Annotated in this window: 12 protein-coding genes; 9 read left to right on the top strand and 3 right to left on the bottom strand. The window is 64.3% G+C overall.

Features of this window, described 5'->3' with window-relative positions:
- Window positions 1-3,693 precede the first annotated feature (3,693 nt).
- The gene (locus FJ430_RS29205; RefSeq protein ID WP_226891949.1) at window positions 3,694-4,185 is read right to left on the bottom strand and encodes a hypothetical protein; all 492 of its coding nucleotides are present in this window, start codon (window positions 4,183-4,185) and stop codon (window positions 3,694-3,696) included.
- A 194-nt stretch (window positions 4,186-4,379) separates the two neighbouring features.
- Between FJ430_RS29205 and FJ430_RS29200 the strand changes: the two genes are divergently transcribed.
- Genes FJ430_RS29200 through FJ430_RS29190 form a run of 3 tightly spaced genes read left to right on the top strand, consistent with a single transcriptional unit; the run spans window position 4,380 to window position 9,818 of the window.
- Complete coding sequence (locus FJ430_RS29200) at window positions 4,380-6,686, top strand: peptidase domain-containing ABC transporter (protein ID WP_140704975.1); 2,307 nt, start codon at window positions 4,380-4,382, stop codon at window positions 6,684-6,686.
- Between the two features lie 8 nt (window positions 6,687-6,694).
- The gene (locus FJ430_RS29195) at window positions 6,695-8,101 is read left to right on the top strand and encodes an HlyD family type I secretion periplasmic adaptor subunit (RefSeq protein ID WP_140704977.1); all 1,407 of its coding nucleotides are present in this window, start codon (window positions 6,695-6,697) and stop codon (window positions 8,099-8,101) included.
- A 1-nt stretch (window position 8,102) separates the two neighbouring features.
- On the top strand, window positions 8,103-9,818 hold the full coding sequence (locus tag FJ430_RS29190; RefSeq protein WP_140704979.1) for a tetratricopeptide repeat protein: 1,716 nt from the start codon (window positions 8,103-8,105) through the stop codon (window positions 9,816-9,818).
- 275 nt (window positions 9,819-10,093) lie between these two features.
- Here FJ430_RS29190 and FJ430_RS29185 read toward each other — a convergent pair whose 3' ends face one another.
- On the bottom strand, window positions 10,094-11,101 hold the full coding sequence (locus FJ430_RS29185; protein ID WP_140704981.1) for a substrate-binding domain-containing protein: 1,008 nt from the start codon (window positions 11,099-11,101) through the stop codon (window positions 10,094-10,096).
- 47 nt (window positions 11,102-11,148) lie between these two features.
- Window positions 11,149-12,411 carry an ROK family protein gene (locus tag FJ430_RS29180; RefSeq protein ID WP_226891948.1) on the bottom strand — a complete coding sequence of 421 codons (1,263 nt, stop codon included), beginning with the start codon at window positions 12,409-12,411 and terminating at the stop codon, window positions 11,149-11,151.
- 348 nt (window positions 12,412-12,759) lie between these two features.
- Here FJ430_RS29180 and FJ430_RS29175 point away from each other — a divergent pair, with 348 nt between their 5' ends.
- The 6 genes from FJ430_RS29175 (at window position 12,760) to FJ430_RS29150 (ending at window position 18,868) form a co-directional block, all read left to right on the top strand.
- Window positions 12,760-13,587 (top strand): sugar phosphate isomerase/epimerase family protein, encoded by an 828-nt coding sequence (locus FJ430_RS29175; protein WP_140704983.1) that lies wholly within the window; start codon window positions 12,760-12,762, stop codon window positions 13,585-13,587.
- Between the two features lie 40 nt (window positions 13,588-13,627).
- On the top strand, window positions 13,628-14,749 hold the full coding sequence (locus FJ430_RS29170; RefSeq protein WP_140704985.1) for a substrate-binding domain-containing protein: 1,122 nt from the start codon (window positions 13,628-13,630) through the stop codon (window positions 14,747-14,749).
- A gap of 64 nt (window positions 14,750-14,813) precedes the next feature.
- On the top strand, window positions 14,814-15,983 hold the full coding sequence (locus tag FJ430_RS29165) for a Gfo/Idh/MocA family protein (protein ID WP_140646908.1): 1,170 nt from the start codon (window positions 14,814-14,816) through the stop codon (window positions 15,981-15,983).
- Window positions 15,980-17,566, top strand: a complete 1,587-nt coding sequence (locus FJ430_RS29160) for a sugar ABC transporter ATP-binding protein (protein WP_140704987.1) — start codon at window positions 15,980-15,982, stop codon at window positions 17,564-17,566. The genes FJ430_RS29165 and FJ430_RS29160 overlap by 4 nt, the downstream gene beginning before the upstream one ends.
- Window positions 17,556-18,524 (top strand): ABC transporter permease, encoded by a 969-nt coding sequence (locus tag FJ430_RS29155; protein WP_140704989.1) that lies wholly within the window; start codon window positions 17,556-17,558, stop codon window positions 18,522-18,524. The genes FJ430_RS29160 and FJ430_RS29155 overlap by 11 nt, the downstream gene beginning before the upstream one ends.
- Window positions 18,524-18,868 (top strand): putative quinol monooxygenase, encoded by a 345-nt coding sequence (locus tag FJ430_RS29150; protein WP_140704991.1) that lies wholly within the window; start codon window positions 18,524-18,526, stop codon window positions 18,866-18,868. The genes FJ430_RS29155 and FJ430_RS29150 overlap by 1 nt, the downstream gene beginning before the upstream one ends.
- Window positions 18,869-18,872 lie beyond the last annotated feature (4 nt).

The following is an 18,872-nucleotide window of genomic DNA, read 5'->3' as shown; positions in this document are numbered from 1 at the left end:
GGCGCAACGGGTGAAACTGGCGCGACCGGAGCTACTGGCTCGACCGGAGCAACCGGTGCGACGGGTGAGACCGGAGCAACTGGAGCAACCGGCTCGACCGGAGCCACGGGTGAGACCGGAGCGACAGGCGCAACCGGCTCAACCGGGGCCACAGGTGCGACGGGTGAAACTGGAGCGACTGGCTCGACCGGCTCGACTGGAGCAACCGGCTCGACCGGAGCCACGGGTGAGACCGGAGCGACAGGCGCAACCGGCTCGACCGGGGCCACAGGTGCGACGGGTGAAACTGGAGCGACTGGCTCGACCGGCTCGACTGGAGCAACCGGGTCAACAGGTGCCACAGGTGCGACGGGTGAAACCGGAGCGACAGGCGCAACGGGGTCGACAGGTTCGACTGGAGCCACGGGCTCGACTGGAGCAACCGGAGCCACGGGTGAAACTGGAGCGACTGGCTCGACCGGCGCGACTGGAGCAACCGGGTCAACAGGTGCCACAGGTGCGACGGGTGAAACCGGAGCGACAGGCGCAACGGGGTCGACAGGTTCGACTGGAGCCACGGGCTCGACTGGAGCAACCGGAGCCACGGGTGAGACCGGAGCGACAGGCGCAACCGGCTCGACCGGGGCCACAGGTGCGACGGGTGAAACTGGGTCGACTGGCTCGACCGGCGCAACCGGCGCGACTGGAGCAACCGGGTCAACAGGCGCCACGGGCTCGACTGGAGCAACCGGAGCCACCGGTTCGACCGGAGCGACAGGCGCAACCGGCTCGACCGGTGCCACGGGCTCGACCGGAGCAACTGGAGCTACCGGCTCGACTGGAGCAACTGGTGCCACGGGATCGACCGGAGCAACGGGTGCAACCGGCTCGACCGGAGCAACTGGTGCCACGGGCTCTACCGGAGCAACTGGTGCCACCGGTTCGACCGGAGCAACTGGAGCTACCGGCTCGACCGGAGCAACTGGTGCCACGGGCTCAACCGGTGCCACGGGCTCTACCGGAGCAACTGGAGCCACGGGCTCGACCGGAGCCACCGGTTCGACCGGAGCCACGGGAGCAACTGGAGCAACCGGCTCGACCGGAGCAACTGGAGCCACCGGCTCGACCGGAGCAACCGGTGCAACCGGCTCGACCGGAGCAACTGGAGCCACGGGCTCTACCGGAGCTACTGGTGCCACGGGCTCGACTGGAGCAACCGGAGCCACCGGTTCGACCGGGGCTACCGGCTCGACCGGAGCGACCGGAGCAACTGGAGCCACGGGCTCGACCGGAGCAACTGGTGCAACCGGCTCGACCGGAGCAACCGGTGCCACGGGATCGACCGGAGCAACTGGAGCTACCGGCTCGACTGGAGCAACCGGTGCCACGGGCTCGACCGGAGCAACTGGTGCCACCGGTTCGACCGGAGCCACGGGAGCAACTGGAGCTACCGGCTCGACCGGAGCAACTGGAGCTACCGGCTCGACCGGAGCAACTGGAGCCACGGGCTCGACCGGAGCAACGGGTGCAACCGGCTCGACCGGAGCAACTGGAGCCACGGGCTCGACCGGAGCAACCGGTGCCACGGGCTCGACTGGAGCAACCGGAGCCACGGGATCGACCGGAGCAACTGGAGCCACGGGCTCTACCGGAGCAACGGGAGCCACGGGCTCGACCGGAGCGACAGGCGCAACCGGCTCGACCGGAGCTACCGGAGCGACCGGAGCAACGGGAGCCACGGGCTCGACCGGAGCAACTGGTGCAACCGGCTCGACCGGAGCAACCGGTGCCACGGGATCGACCGGAGCAACTGGAGCTACCGGCTCGACTGGAGCAACCGGTGCCACGGGCTCGACCGGAGCAACTGGTGCCACCGGTTCGACCGGAGCCACGGGAGCAACTGGAGCAACCGGCTCGACCGGAGCAACCGGTGCCACGGGCTCGACCGGAGCAACCGGAGCTACCGGCTCGACTGGAGCAACCGGTGCCACGGGCTCGACTGGAGCAACTGGAGCTACCGGCTCGACTGGAGCAACCGGTGCCACGGGCTCGACCGGAGCAACTGGAGCCACGGGCTCGACCGGAGCAACTGGAGCAACCGGCTCGACTGGAGCAACCGGAGCCACCGGTTCGACCGGAGCAACCGGAGCCACCGGTTCGACCGGAGCCACGGGAGCAACCGGTGCCACGGGCTCGACCGGAGCAACTGGAGCTACGGGCTCGACCGGAGCAACTGGAGCTACCGGCTCGACTGGAGCAACTGGTGCCACGGGCTCGACCGGAGCAACTGGTGCCACGGGCTCGACCGGAGCGACAGGCGCAACCGGCTCGACCGGAGCGACAGGTGCAACCGGCTCGACCGGAGCTACCGGCTCGACCGGAGCAACTGGAGCTACCGGCTCGACCGGAGCAACGGGTGCAACCGGCTCGACCGGAGCAACCGGAGCCACGGGTTCGACCGGAGCAACGGGTGCAACCGGTTCGACCGGAGCAACGGGTGCAACCGGTTCGACCGGAGCAACCGGAGCCACCGGTTCGACCGGAGCCACGGGAGCAACCGGTGCCACGGGCTCGACCGGAGCAACTGGAGCCACGGGCTCGACCGGAGCAACTGGAGCTACCGGTTCGACTGGAGCAACTGGAGCTACCGGCTCGACTGGAGCAACCGGAGCCACCGGCTCGACCGGAGCAACGGGTGCAACCGGCTCGACCGGAGCAACCGGAGCCACCGGTTCGACCGGAGCAACGGGTGCAACCGGTTCGACCGGAGCAACCGGAGCAACCGGAGCAACCGGAGCCACCGGTTCGACCGGAGCCACGGGAGCAACCGGTGCCACGGGCTCGACCGGAGCAACTGGAGCTACCGGTTCGACTGGAGCAACTGGAGCTACCGGCTCGACTGGAGCAACTGGTGCCACGGGCTCGACTGGAGCAACTGGTGCCACGGGCTCTACCGGAGCGACAGGCGCAACCGGCTCGACCGGAGCTACCGGCTCGACCGGAGCAACTGGAGCCACGGGCTCGACCGGAGCAACGGGTGCAACCGGTTCGACCGGAGCAACCGGAGCTACCGGCTCGACCGGAGCAACGGGTGCTACCGGCTCGACCGGAGCAACTGGTGCTACCGGCTCAACCGGGGCCACTGGTGCCACAGGCTCGACCGGAGCAACGGGAGCCACAGGCTCGACCGGAGCAACGGGAGCCACGGGCTCGACCGGAGCAACTGGAGCTACCGGCTCGACTGGAGCAACTGGAGCCACGGGCTCGACCGGAGCAACTGGAGCTACCGGCTCGACTGGAGCAACTGGTGCCACGGGCTCGACCGGAGCAACTGGTGCCACGGGCTCGACCGGAGCGACAGGCGCAACCGGCTCGACCGGAGCTACCGGCTCGACCGGAGCAACTGGAGCAACCGGCTCTACCGGAGCAACCGGAGCCACCGGCTCGACCGGAGCTACTGGTGCCACGGGCTCGACTGGAGCAACCGGAGCCACCGGTTCGACCGGAGCCACCGGTTCGACCGGAGCCACGGGAGCAACTGGAGCCACGGGCTCGACCGGAGCAACTGGAGCTACCGGCTCGACCGGAGCAACCGGAGCCACCGGTTCGACCGGAGCCACGGGAGCAACTGGAGCCGCAGGTGCAACTGGGGCCACGGGATCCACCGGCTCGACAGGTGCTACCGGTTCAACTGGGTCGACCGGTGGAACCGGGTCAACCGGCCCGACCGGAGCGACAGGATCGGACGGTGGGACTGGTGACCAGGGTGGTCCGCAGGGTAACAACGGGCATGGCAACGGCCAACAGGACGCGCCAGGCAATTCCGGTGACCACAACAATGGCGACAACGGCTCGCACCAAGGGCAGGGCAACTCTGCCGGTGGCCAGGGCAATGGCAACGGAGGCCCACATGCGACCGTTACGGCCAGCACGCTGGGGCTGACGGACGTCAAGCAGTTCCTGCAGTCCGGCTCGGACGGCAGTGGCGGCGGCGGTTCGTTCAAGCAACTCGTCAGCCAGGCGATCAGCTCGGTGACGACCGATCTCTTGAACGTTCTCAACACGGTCAAGGGTTTCGGCCAGAACCAGAACAAGCCGTCCGGCGCGACGTCCGACCTGACCCAGGACAAGGGCAAGCAGGGTGCCGGCTATGGCCAGACCGACGACACACTGAAGAAGGCTCTGAAGGATATTCTGAAGCCGCATGACTGAGTGTTGGTCAAAACAATGCGCGCGGGCCTTGCGGAAACGCGGGGTCCGCGTAGCCACGTCTTGGACGCCGGCAACGAGCTCGCACCGCGGGGCGGTTCGGTCTATGATGGATGTTGCCGACTTTCCGGATTGGGGCGGTGTGCGGGGAACACCCCCGAACCCTCGCTTTTAGACCGCAAGGGGAGCTTATGGTGAGCGTGCCTCGAAACTCCGAAGTCCTGCCTGTCCCGATCCGTGACGATGTCGAAGTGGACATGACCGGCAAAGGTCGGAGCGAGGGCGCAGCGGAATGGGTTCCTGGCGGCCCCGCGGCGTTCGATCGGACAGGGCCGCGCATCAAGGCGATGCTGCAGGTCGCCCGCTATCACGGAGTCGATCTCGATCCGAACGAATTCAGGGCGGCAATCGCCGGTCCGGTTCCAAGTGCTTCCGATCTCTCCCAGTGGGCACAGAACGCCGGCATGTGGTCGCGCGCGCTACGTATCCGCTGGTCGCATCTGTTGCGCTTCGAACACGCAGGGCCGATCGTCTTGCTTTTCACCGATGGCGGCGCCGGCCTCCTTACCGGGGCTAGCGCCGAACGCAATGTCGTTTTCCTCAAGAGCGTCGATGCGCCGGATGACGCGGAAGCTGTTGCCATCGATGAGCTCCGCCTGCTGCAGGTATGGTCGGGCGAGGCCGTCCTTTTGCGGGCAGCGAGGTCTTATATCGCGGCGGATGCGCCCTTCACCTTCGGCTGGCTTATCGATTTGGTGCGGCTCGAGAGCCGGCCGCTGCGGGACATTGGCATCGCTTCGTTCACGCTGAGTATTCTAGCGATTCTGCCGCCCCTCATCGTCATGACGGTCGTCAACAAGGTGCTGCAGTTCAGCAGTATCCCCACTCTGGTGCTTCTCTCAGCGGTCATCGCCGTCGTCTTCCTTTACGAGACGCTGCTCGGTCACGCTCGACGACTGATCATTAATGTCGTCGGTGCGCGCCTGGACACCAAGCTCAATCTGCATGTCTTCAGCAGGTTGTTGCGCCTGCCGCTCGACTATTTCGAGCGGCACCCGGCTGGCGAGACGATGTACCATCTCGCCCAAGTCTATCGCATCCGCGAGTTCCTGACCGGAAAGCTCCTCAGCACATTCCTGGATCTGATCACGCTCTGCGTCCTGATCCCGGTCATGTTCTACATCAACGCCACGCTCGCCTGGATGGTGCTCGCCTGCGCGGTCGTGATCATGGCGATTATCTTCGCCTTCCTTGCGCCGCTGCGCCGACGCTATCAGAACGTGGTCGACGCCGAGACCTGGAAGGCGGCCGCGCTCGGCGAGACTGTCGTCGGCATCAAGACCGTCAAGGCGCTCGGGCTGGAGCCGCAACGCAAGGCGCTGTGGGACGAACGGGTGGCCGACGCGGGCAAGGCGCGTCTTGCCTTCGGGCAACTGGCCAACTGGCCGCAAACTCTCGTCACGCCGATCGAGCGCGCGATGGTCCTCGGCACCATGCTGATCGGCGCCTATCTCGCGATGAACGACCGGTCGGGCTATATGGTCGGCAGCCTGTTTGCCTTCATGATGATCGCGCAGCGCGTCGCGCAGCCGCTGGTCGGTCTAGCGCGGCTGGTCGAGGATTATGAGGAGGTCGGCGCGGCGATTGGCGAGGCAGCTGGGGTTCTCAACCGCCCGTTGGAAAGCAGCTCCAATTCCGCCGGCTTGCGGCCGAAGCTCGTCGGCGAGATCAAGTTCAGCGATCTGACCTTCAGTTACATCGGCACCAAGACACCGGCACTCGACAGGGTCAGCTTCGATGTCCCGGCCGGCACGATGTTCGGGGTCGTCGGACGCAGCGGATCAGGAAAATCGACGATCGCGCGCCTGTTGCAGGGTATCAATCGCGACTATAGCGGGTTCCTCAAGCTGGATGGAGTCGATCTCAAGGAAATCAACCTTCGTCATCTTCGCCAGGGTCTGGGTGTCGTCCTTCAAGACAATTTCTTGTTCCGCGGCTCGATCAGGGACAACATCATCGCGGGACGTCCTGGCTTGACGCTTTCCGACGCCATGCGTGCCGCCCACTTGGCAGGTGCTGCCGAGTTCATCGAACGCATGCCAAACGGCTACGACACCTATATCGAGGAAGGTTCGCCCAATCTCTCCGGCGGTCAGAAGCAGCGGCTGGCAATCGCCCGCGCGCTCATTCACGACCCGACCATCCTCATACTCGACGAAGCGACGAGCGCGCTCGATCCGGAGAGCGAAGCGGTGGTCAGCGCCAATCTCATTCGTATCGCCAGCGGGCGTACCATGATCATCGTTTCGCACCGGCTCGCCTCGCTCACTGAATGCGACCAGATCCTGGTCATGGACCAGGGTAAGGTTCTCGATGTCGCCCCTCACTCGGTGCTCCTGGAGCGGTGCGGTGTCTACCGCCAGCTCTGGCTCCAGCAGAACCGGCATCTTGACGGCCGCCATAGCCGTCTGGCGGCCGTGCCGCCTCGCCCTGTGTGAGACCGGCCATGAGCAGCACCACCCATTCCACCCTTCCAGTTCCCCGGCGCCGGCGAGAGGCCAACGATCCGACGGTTCCTGCCATTCTCGAATTCCAGTGGCCGTCGACGGCGGTCGCCAATGCGCCAATTCCGTGGGTGGCACGCAGCGTCGTGTGGATCATCACCAGCATGGTTGTTGCGCTGATCGCGCTTGCCGCGCTGATACCGGTCGATCAGGTCGTCACGACGAGGGGGCTCGTGGTCTCGCAATCGCCCAACATCATCGTCCAGCCACTGGAGACGGCGATTGTTCGGTCGATCGAGGTGCGCGAAGGACAGCGTGTGAAGGCCGGCCAACTGCTGGCCAGGCTCGATGCCACCTTCGCCTCGGCCGATCTCACGGCGCTGGCGACCCAGGTCACGACGCTTGAAGCCGAAGTAGCGCGCCTGAAGGCGGAGGTCGATGACAAGCCCTTCAACTACGATGGACTGGACCCAAGCTGGACGCTGCAGGCCTCGATCTACGAACGTCGCAAGGCGGTCTACGACGCAAAGCTTGAAAGCTTCGACCGGCAGCGTGACGAACTGAGTTCCGTCATCTCGCGCTCGCAGTCCGACGCCGAGGGGTATCGGCAGCGGCTCGCAGTTGCGGCGTCGATCGAAAAGATGCGTCAGCAACTCGAAGAAAGGCAGGTTGGAAGCCGTCTCAACACGCTTTTAGCTGAGGACAATTCGGCGGAAATGTCGCGTTCGCTGAGCAACGCCGAGCAGACGACAGAAGCCGCCAAGCGCCAGCAGGCCGCTGCCGCGGCCGACCGAGACGGTTACATTCAGAGCTGGCGCGCCGAGGTCTCGCAGAGCCTTTCGGAAGCCAATTCACGCATGTCGGATGCTCGCGAGCTTCTAAACAAGGCGAAGCTTCGCAAGCAACTGGTGGAACTAAGGAGCGAGGCCGACGCGACGGTTCAATCAGTAGCCAAGGTCTCCGTCGGCTCCGTCTTGCAGTCTGGCGAACGCTTCATCACGCTGGTTCCCGCCGATGCAGTGCTCGAGGTTGAGACCAATATTATCGGCCGTAGCAGTGGCTTCGTTCATGTAGGCGATCCCGTGGCTATCAAGTTCGACACCTTCGCCTATTCACAGTATGGCCTGGCGCATGGCACGGTTCGAGCGGTCAGCCCGGATTCGTTTTCGGCCAGAGAACAGGCGCGCGATCCAAACAGTTCACTGGCCATGCTTCCTTCGGATGCCGACCAGTTCTATCGCACCCAGATATCCATCGACGATGTCGCTCTTCATGGGTTGCCCGCCGGTTTCGCGATCAGCCCCGGCATGCCTGTCACCGCTGACGTCAAGGTCGGTCGCCGCACAGTGCTCAAATACATGCTTGGCGCCATGTTGCCGATCGGACAGGAAGCGATGCGGGAGCCATAGGATGGCTATGCTCGACCGCCTGACTGGACGCATCCATCCCGCCCTGGCTTTTCGCCGGGCGCTCCAACTTTCCGACAGCGGGAAGCCTGCGGAATCCTTTGCGCTGATGGGTATAGCGGCACGCGCGGGCATCGTGGAAGCGCAATACCGGGTCGGCCGCTGCTATTTGGAAGGCACTGGCGTGCCACCCAGCCACTCGGAAGGGGCACGTTGGCTGCGGCGAGCAGCCGATCGCGGCAGTCCAGACGCGCAGGCGCTGCTTGCCGCATTGTGCGTAGCGGGGGTTGCGGGACAGGAAGCCGACGCCGGTTCGGAAGGTTTGTTCGATCGAAATTCCTTGCGAGAGCCAGACTTCGCGGCAGCGCTCGACCTCGCGCGAAAAGCCGCCGAGTCCGGCTCCGCAACAGGGCAGGCCCTGCTAGGCTACATCCTAAGCAAAGGCCCGGACGCGATGCGCGATCTCGATGCCGCGCATGGCTGGTACGAGAAGTCCGCGGCGGCCGGCTGCCCGGAAGGATGCCTCGGCCTTGCCCTTTCCTTGGTCCGGCTGAGGCAACCGGACCAAAGAAGCAGGATTGCCGCAGAGGTTCGGCGCGCGGCGGATGCCGGCCTGCCGACGGCCATCTACCTGCTTGCCATCCTCACCGAGCACGGAATGGGCGTGCCCGTCGATCTCGAGGCAGCTCAGAAGCTCTATCAGGATGCCGCTGAACGGGGACTCGCATCTGCCCAGTTTCGGCTGGGGCTTGCGCTGATCGAGGGTGGCTTGGCGGATCGGGACGCCGTCGCCGGCGAGGCCTGGATGCGTCGCGCCGCGCTGGCGGGAAATGTCGACGCCGCCTATCGCGTTGGCGAACTGTACTCGGGGGGAGGTCTGCGAGACTATGCAGAGGCCGCGACGTGGTATCGGCGGGCGGCAGATGGGGGCCACCAGCCGGCTGCCCGCGCCTTGGCTTCGCTCTATCTCTCGGGCAATGGCGTAGCTCAGGACGCCGAAGAAGGAACGCGATTGCTGCGTGCCGCCGCAGCCAGAGGCAATCGTGAATCCCAGGTTGATCTCGCGAACCTTGTTCTTGAAGGAGCAGGCGAACCGGATGATGGTATCAGCGTCGCTGGATGGTTTGGGGCAACCGCGTCATCGGGTGATCTGGTTGCGGCGTTCAATCTTGGTCTCTGTTTCGCAGAAGGTATTGGTGTGGGTAAGGACCAGGAGCGGGCTGCGCATTGGATGGCGCGCGCAGCGGAAGGCGTGGCCGAGGCGCAATACATGTATGCCCGCATGCTTCAGGATGGACGAGGCATGGTCGCTGACCAGAGGCAGGCCCGCATCTGGTTTGAGCGGGCTGCCAAGGCAGGCATAGTGGACGCGCAGGTGGCTCTCGCCGAAATGCTTTACAGTGGCCGTGGCGGGGAACGCTCTTTCGTGACCGCCGCACACCTTTTCAAGCAAGCCGCGGCTACAGGCCATGCTGGGGCGATGTTCGCGATCGGGGCACTTTACGAGGCCGGGCAAGGCCTGTCACTCGACCACAAAGCTGCGCAGAAATGGTTCGAAGCCGCCGCTGAAAGAGGCCATGGGCATGCCCAACTCATGCTTGGCCGCTATCTCTCCACGGGCATTGCCGACGAGCATGACTCCGCCGCCGCCCGCATTTGGCTGGAGCGAGCGGCTGCGCACGGCGTCCAAGAAGCCGCCGAGGAGCTTGCCGAGACATAGCGGCGATATGCCTGACTGCAAAGCAACGGCAGCAGCGCCATTCTGGCCTAAGGCTGGGTGCAGACGGCCATCTGCGGATGAATGGGCGGTCTCCCACGCTGTGCATGCACCTGACAGGCACCTTGCCGCGACTGGCCGTTGCGGTTACTGGCCTTTGGCTCATCATCCTGTTTGGGTCAGGGCAACGCTTCGCAGTCGGGCAAGTAGCTTCCACAGACCGGGTAACGACGGGACTCTCGGAATGAAGCAAAGGCAGGTCGTTGCGCCTGCCCGGTTCAATCGCTTCGAAGCCTGCGAGCTCTGAGCAGGCCGGCGGGGGCCGGAGCACGCCACACGACCTGATAGGCTTCCACCACATTGGCGGCTGTCACGCTCAGCCCGGGAAGCGCGATCCACGGCGGAGGCCGGCGTTCCAGCAGCCCAAGGATGGTGGCGACGCCGGCAGCGCTCCCCTGGTCGTAAGGCAACTGGGCGGCAATTCCTTTTATCAGGCCGCCATTGGCAAGGTCGGTCGCTACCTCGTTGCCAAGGTCCACGGTGGTTATCGGTATCGTCTTCCCGGATTCTCGGATCGCCGCGGCGGCGCCCATTGCAGGCACGTCCCATACGGCAAACAGCCCGGAAAGATCGGGATTATCCTGCAGCAGGGCCGCGGTCGCGGTTCGCGCCTGCGTCACATCGGCGAACTTGCCGCGCACGACGGCAAGGTCCGGCCGCCGGGCCGCCATCCATTTGCGGAAAGCGATCTCGCGCTCATGGGTGGCGAAGAAATCCACGCCGTAGGCCAGAACGCCGACCTTGCCGCCTTGAGGCACATGCGGCGCAAGCAGTTCCGCGCTGATTTGCCCGAGACCGAAATTGTCGGTGGAAATGACGCTGACATAGTCCTTTCCGGGAAGCATGCCGGTCGGAGCATTGTCGAGCAGGACAAGCTTTTTTCCCGCGCCGGCTATGGCGCGATGCGCATCGGCGGCCCGGCTGCTGCCGATGGGAATCGAAACCACCGCGTCGACCGGTTCACCGGCAAGGCGCAGCAATTCGGAAATCTGCCTGTCGACGTCGAAGGCGCAATCGATGACCTCGACCACCGCGGCGCCATAGCGGCCAAGTGTCGTGACCATCCCGGCCAGTTCCTCCTTTGCCCAGTCGCTCATTGTGGTGTGCAGAACGACGGCTACCGCGAAACGCCGGCTGCGGGCGGCATCGGCGTCGGCCTCCGACAATCCGACCTGATCGGCGGGAACCGCTCTTTCGCCATGCGGCCCAAGGCCCGTGATCGCCATTTTCTAACCTCCCCGGATTGTCGCGGCATTGAGTCGATTGGCAAATGCTAGGCCGGCATCCCTGCCGGCGGTCTGGGTCTGACTGGCCGGTTGCTGCTTTCGGCTGAAGCCTGCGCGAGGAATTCTTTGAATTCGGGATGCTCGCGCGGCGAACCAAGCGTGATCCAGCCCTGAAGGAAACGCGCATCGAACAGCGATTCCGCTACAACCTGCGCGGCGCCGACCAGCCCGGCCGATCCGCCCATCTGCGAGCGCACGATGCGCAGGTCGCGGGTGACGACCGGATGCGCCTGGCGATAGACCGCCTCGCGCACCGCCGCCAGCAGGATATCCCCGGTCTCTGCCACGTTGCCGCCGAGCGCTATCAACGATGGGTTGAGAAGATTGGCAAGGGGCGCCAGGACCTCGCCAACGGCGCGGCCGCAGCGCCCCAGAAGATCGATGCAAAACGTATCACCCAGCTGGGCGCCGTGGCCGGCATCGGTGACGGTGACATCGCCTGCACGCGCCAGCACTTCGGCAAGATATGCGCTGCGTCCGCTTTCGGCGGCCAGACGCGCCTCGCGTCCCAGCACTTCGCTGCCCGCGACGCTCTCGAGGGTTCCGCCCTCGATGAATGTATGGCCTATCATGCCCGCTGCGCCCTGCGCGCCCCTATGCAGCACGCCTTCCGATATCACGCCGGCGCCGATCGAGCGTCCAAGCTTGACGAAAATCATATCTGTCAGGCCGATGCCGCTGCCGGATTTCAGCTCGCCCATGGTCATCGTCTGAACGCCGCTCCGCACCCACACGGGCGCGCCGACCGCGGTGGCCAGCTGCTCGACAAACGGAAAACCGTCCCAGTTCTGGAACGCGTTCAGCGCCGGGGCGAAGAGCCGCTGGCCATCCGATTTCTCGACAGCTCCCGGCACCGCCAGTCCAACGCCCCAGATGGCAGCCTCGCTGCCATGCTCCTCCAGCATCCAGGCAAATAGCGTTGCCAGCCGCTGGACCACCGGTTCCGGTCCCGCCGCGAGCTCGACAGCCTCATGATGCTCCGCCAGCAGACCTCCAGAGAGATCGGATACGCCAACTGCAAGCGACGAATGATCCAGCACGGCGACCAGGATCATTCCCACACGCGGCCGGAAGCGGACATGGCGAGGTGCCCGACCGCCAATGGCCGGCCCAAGCTCGCCTTCCTCGATCAGCCCGAGCCGAAGCAATGTAGCCAGACGGTCGGCAACGACAGCTCGCCCAAGTTCCGATTGGTTCTCCAGCCCCTGGCGGGTCGTCGCTGCCCCTGTCCGCACAAGATTGAGAAGCATGGCCAGGCTTCCATGTGCGGATTCGCTGGCGCGTGGCCGGCCTGCGGTGCGCCGCGGCTTGGCAATGTCTCCGGCCGCCGTGCCGCCCTCGTCCATACCCTTGTCGCGCCTCATCTCGAGCTTCTGGCCAGTCGTCCCGCTCGGCATGGGTAGCGCGCACACATTTACGGATCAAGCATTAACTTCTGCTGTTTTTCAACAAAAGTACGCCAGCTTTTGCATTTTAATGATTGACGGCGGCGAAACTGCGCGCATAAGTTCGGGTCGAGTTGGAGGAGAGCCGACTTGAAGTCGGGTCTGGCCGCGGCAAGGCGACCTGAGCTTCCGGCTGCGCAGGAGGAAACATACATGCAGGTGAAGCTGGCCTATCACGCGAATTGCTGGGGCGCGCTTGGCGGCAATGCCGTCGGTGTGACGTCGATTACTCAGCTGACCTATCGCACTTTCGGCGATATGGAGCAGGCGATCCACGACATTGGCGCGGCCGGATATGCGGGCACCGAACTCTTCGACGGCAATCTTCTGGACTATGAAGGCCGCTATGGCGAGTTGCGCGAAGCGTTGAAGCAGTCTGGCGTCGTGCTCGTTGCCGGCTATTCAGGCGCCAACTTCATTTTCGACGATATCCTGGGCGAGGAACTGGCGCGCATAGAACGTGTGGCGGGTGCCGCCGCGGAACTGGGCGCCGCGCACCTTGTGGTCGGTGGTGGCGCCAAGCGTGCGAGCGGCCGCCAGCAGGACGATTTCAAGCGCCTCGGCGCGGCGCTGGACAAGGTCGTCGACATCGCGGCCAAAGCGGGCTTGCGCGCGCACTATCACCCGCACCTGTCGACGATTGTCGAGGGGCCCGATGAAGTCCGCGAGGTCTTCAGGCACACCGCGATCGATTTTTGTCCGGACACTGCGCATCTGGCTGCCGCCGGCGGGGATCCGGCCGCGCAGATCCGCGAATTCAGGGACCGTATCAGCTACGTCCATCTCAAGGGCTGGCAGCGTGATCCCTTCGCCTTCACGCCGCTCGACCGCGGCGATCTCGCCATGGCGCCGATCATCGATGCGCTCAAGGATACCGGATTTTCTGGATGGATCGCCGCCGAGCTCGATGCCTGGCCTGACCCGAAGCAAGGGGCGGAACTCAGCATGAACTATCTGAAAAAGGCCATAGGGCCGAGTTGAACCAACGGGCATTGCGCCTGTCATCAGGGAGGAGACCGAAATGACGCATCTCAAGACAATAGCCGGAGCTTTCACGGCGGCTCTGCTGGCCACCAGCCTCTACACAGCTGCCCCCGCCTTCGCCGATCCGGATTCAGCCCTTGCCGAGCTGCAGAAGACCGTCCTTTCGAAAGGACCAAACGGCGAAACGCCGGCGCCGGCCTCCGCTGTGACATTGAGCGAGCAGGAACTGGCAAAGATCAAAGCCATGAAGGCCACGGCGGCGATCGTCATGCATTACGGCGGCAATGACTGGTCGCGTGCGCAGATCGCCGGGCTCAAGGACCAGTTCGGCAAGATGGGCATCGAGGTGATCGCCACCACGGATGCCGGCTTCAAACCGGAAAAGCAGGTCGCGGACCTCGAAACGGTGATGGCGCAGAACCCCAAGATCATCGTCTCGATTCCGACTGACCCTTCCGCGACAGCCTCCGCCTACAAGGCCGTCGCCGACAAGGGCGTGAAGCTCGTGTTCATGGACAACGTCCCGGCCGGCCTTGTCGCCGGCAAGGACTACGTCTCCGTCGTCTCGGCCGACAATTACGGCAACGGTGTCGCGGCAGCACATCTGATGGCCAAGGCATTGGGCGGCAAGGGTGACATCGGCCTTATTTTCCACGCCGCCGACTTCTTTGTCACCAAGCAGCGCTATGACGCCTTCAAGAAGACGATCGCCGACAACTATCCCGACATCAAGATCGTCGCCGAACAAGGCATCGGCGGTCCCGACTTCTCCGGAGACGCCGACAAGGCGGCATCGGCGATCCTCACCTCCAATCCGACCATCAATGGCATCTGGGCCGTGTGGGACGTGCCGGCCGAGGGCGTCATCTCGGCGGCGCGCACCGCCGGCCGTGACGACCTCGTCATCACCACTTGCGACCTCGGTGAGAACGTCGCCATCAATATGGCGAGCGGCGGCTTCGTTAAGGGTCTGGGGGCTCAGCGGCCGTTCGATCAAGGTGTCACCGAGGCGCTGCTCGCCGGCTACGGCCTGATCGGCAAGCAGGCGCCGGCCTTCGTCGCCCTGCCGGCGCTTCCAGTCACCAAGGACACGCTGCTCGAGGGCTGGAAGGCCGTCTACCACGCCGAGGCCACCGACAAGATCAAGGGCAGCATGTAACGCGCCCCGCGGCCGGCGCACTCCCTGCCGGCCGCGCCTTTCTTCATTCGATCAGGAGACCATCATGACCAGGACGTTCAACGTGGCGATGATTGGCGGCGGCTTCATGGGCAAGGCCCATGCAATGGCCTATGCGGCCATGCCGATGTTTTTCTGGCCCGCGCCTGCCCACCCGGTGCGCAAAGTGGTGGTCGACATCACCGATGCGCTGGCCGACGAAGGCCGCCGTCGCTACGGCTTCGAGGAATCGTCCGCGGACTGGCGCAAGGTGGTGACCAGACCGGACATCGACGTCATCGATATCGTCACTCCGAACGATAGCCATGCTGAGATTGCGATTGCGGCAGCGCAGGCCGGCAAGCATATCATCTGCGAAAAGCCGCTGGCGCGCGGCGGCGACGAAGCAAAGACCATGCTCGATGCGGTCAATAAAGCAGGCGTCATCCACATGGTGGCCTTCAACTACAGGCGCACACCGGCAGTGGCGCTCGCCCGCCAGTACATAGAGGAAGGCCGCATCGGCAGGATCTTGAACTTCCGCGGCACCTATCTGCAGGACTGGTCGGCCGATCCGGATTCGCCATTGTCCTGGCGTTTTCAGAAGAAGATAGCCGGCTCGGGCTCGATCGGCGACATCGGCACCCACGTCGTCGACCTTGCCCGCTATCTGGTGGGCGAGATCGCCGAGGTCAGCGCATTGGTGCGCACCTACAACAAGACGCGGCCTGTCCAGCACGGCAATCTCGACAGGCTCGGCGCCGCCGAGAAGAACACCGGAGCCGAGCGCGTCGAAGTCGATGTCGACGACGAGGTGGTGACGCTGCTGAAGTTCGCCGACGGCGCCATCGGTTCGCTCGAGGCGACCCGCAACGCCTATGGCCGCAACAATTTCATCACCTTCGAGATCCACGGCACCAAGGGCTCGATTGCGTTCAACTACGAACGGCGCGACGAATTGCAGGTGATGTTTGCCGATGATCCTGCCGATGCGCGCGGCTTCAGGACTGTATATTCCGGTCCGGCGCACCCCTATGGCTCAGGCCTCTGGCCGATCCCGGCGCTCGGCATCGGTTACTCCGAAACCAAGATTGTCGAGTGTTTCGATTTCTTCTCGGCCATCGCCTCGGGCAAGCAGCCGTCGCCCAATTTCGAGGATGGCTACAGGACCGAGCGCGTCGCCGACGCACTGATCGAATCCGGTGAAAGCGGTCAGTGGACCAAGGTAAGACCATGACCGCTGGGACGCCTGTTCATGCGGTGGAGATGAAGGGCGTCAGCAAATCCTTTGGCGGGGTCAAGGCGTTGATCGATGTCGACCTGCAGGTCGAAAGAGGCGAGATCCACGCGCTGCTCGGCGGCAATGGTGCCGGCAAGTCGACCATCCTCAAAGTGCTCAACGGCGTGCATGTGCCTGACGCCGGCACCGTTCTCGTCGATGGCAAGCCGCTGGTGGAGATATCGCCCGAAGCCTCGCGCAAGGCCGGCATCGCCATGATCTTCCAGGAAATGAGTCTGATCCCGACGCTGACGGTGGCGCAGAACGTGTTTCTCACCCGCGAAGCCAAGGGTGCATTCGGCCTGATCGACGACCGTACCGCCGAGAGGCGTGCCGCGGACCTGTTCAAAATGCTCGAGGTGGAGGTCGATCCGAAGGCGACCGTCGGCGATCTGGGCGCGGGACAGCGGCAATTGACCGAGATCGTCAAGGCGATCTCGCAAAACGCAAGGGTGCTGGTGCTGGACGAACCCTCGACGGCGCTGGCGATTTCCGATGTCGAACGCCTGTTCGCTTTCCTGCGCAAGCTGAAGTCGCAAGGCGTTGCCATCATCTATGTTTCGCACCGGATGGACGAGATCGCCCGCATCGCCGACCGCGCCACCATCCTGCGTGACGGCCGCCATGTCGTTACCGCACCATTGTCGGAGCTGCCCGTCGAAACGATGATCGAGCATATCGTCGGCAAGCGCTCGCGCGGCCTGTCGGATGTGGTGCGCGGCCAGTCGAGTCTTGGCGAGCCGCTGCTGGAGCTGGACAACGTTTCAGGCCCGGAAAAGCCGAAGAATGTCAGCTTCGTCGTTAACAGGGGTGAAGTGGTCGGCCTGGCCGGACTGCTTGGTTCCGGACGTTCAGCAATCGCGCGCGTCATTGCCGGAATCGATCCGGTCGTCGAAGGCGAGATACGCATCGCCGGCAAACCGGTGATGATCACGAAACCGAGCGAAGCCATCGAAGCCGGCGTGGCGCTGGTACCCGAGGACCGTCTGCGTCAGGGCGTGATTGCCGAGCATTCTGTCGCCTCCAACGTCACGCTCGCAGTGCTGGACCGTCTGAGTCGCAAAACATTTGTCTCGGGAAAAAAAGTACGCGATCTGACGGATGAACAGATCGCTCGGCTGCGGATCAAGACGGCATCGCGCGACAGCGCGGTGCGTACGCTTTCAGGCGGCAATCAGCAGAAAGTCGTCATCGGCAAATGGCTTTCGACCGGTCCGGGAATCCTCGTCCTTGATGAACCAACCGCCGGCATCGACATCGGCTCGAAGTCCGAGATCATCACGCTGGTGCGCGAGTTGGCGAAAGCTGGCAAGGCGATCGTCCTGATCTCGTCGGAGCTGTCCGAGATGCTATCGGCCTGCGACCGCATCATCATCGTTTCGGCCGGCCGCCTGGTGGACGATGTCAGCCGCGCCGACCTCGACGATCCGTCGGCGCCTGCGGGCGATCCGGTCGCGCAGCTGCAGGCCGCCGAGCGCAAGCTGCAGATCGTTATCCAGAACGCGATGAGCAAGAGTAAGCGAGAAACACATGTCCACTGACCGGGACACCGTCCCTTGGCTCTTTGCAAGGCTAGGTCTCGCCAACTGGCGGCAGAACATCATTTATATCGGCTTCCTGGTGATCTTCATCGCGTTCGCGATCACCTTGTTCGACAAGGGCTTCCTCAACCCTAACAACCTGCTCAACATCGTGCGCCAGACGGCGATGATCGCGGTCATGGCAATCGCCATGACCTACGTGCTGTCGGCGGGAGAGATCGACCTGTCCGTCGGGGCGGTGGCGGGGCTGGCTTCGGTCACCACGGCCATGGCGATCGACGCCGGTGGACCGGTTACCGGTATCGTTGCGGGCCTCGCCACCGGTGCCGTCGTCGGTATCTTCAACGGTCTGCTGACGACGCGCATCGGCATTCCGTCCTTCCTCACCACGCTGGCCATGATGGGGATCGCCACCGGCACCGCGATGTGGATGAGCGATACAGCCGCGGTGCCGATCATCTCGAAGAGCTATTCGTGGATCTTTGGCGGCGGCAATATCGGGCCGGTGCCTGTCCTGCTGATCTGGATGTTGGTGCTGGGCGCCGTCGGCCATGTCGTGCTGAGGCGAACGAGCTTCGGCCGGCGCGTGCTCGCCACCGGCGGCGGCGAGGTCGCGGCGCGTTACTCCGGCATCGACACAAAGTCGATCAAGTTCCGCGTCCTCATTATATCGGCCATGGCGGCAGCACTTGCCGGCATGCTCTATGCCGGGCGGCTGCAATCCGGCCGCTTCCAGCTCGGTCAGGGCGACGAGTTGTCGGTCATCGCTGCGGCAGTGCTTGGCGGCACTAGCCTGTTCGGCGGGTCTGGCACCGTGATTGGCACGATCGTCGGCGCGCTGATGATCGGCCTCATCAACAACGGCCTGATCCTCATGGGGCTGGAATTCAGCCAGCAGCTCATTGCGCGTGGTGCCATCATCATCCTGGCCGTTGCGCTGAGCCAGGGAAGGAAATGATGACAGTTCCCTACACGGTGATCGGCACTGTGATCGCAAAGCCCGAAACGCGCGAGGAATTGCAGGAGATCCTGTCGGCCTTCGTCGAGCCGACGCGCGCCGAGGACGGCTGCATCAGTTATGACTTTCACGTCGACCCGGCCGACCCATGCGTGTTCATGTTCTATGAGAACTGGCGCTCGAAGAACGATCTCGACCGGCATCTGGCGATGCCGCATCTGAAGCCGCTGTTTGATCGGCTCGATCAACTGCTGGCGAGTCCGGTCGAGATTCGGAACTTTGTGATGCTCAGCCGGATGGCTGTTGACGTTCAGCCCATCAGCGTGCCCACAGCTTATCAATGACGAC

This window comes from Mesorhizobium sp. B2-8-5, from assembly GCF_006440675.2.
GTDB lineage: Bacteria > Pseudomonadota > Alphaproteobacteria > Rhizobiales > Rhizobiaceae > Mesorhizobium.
Note: the sequence above shows the minus strand (reverse complement) of the source record. Positions and strands in the feature narration are given on the sequence as shown.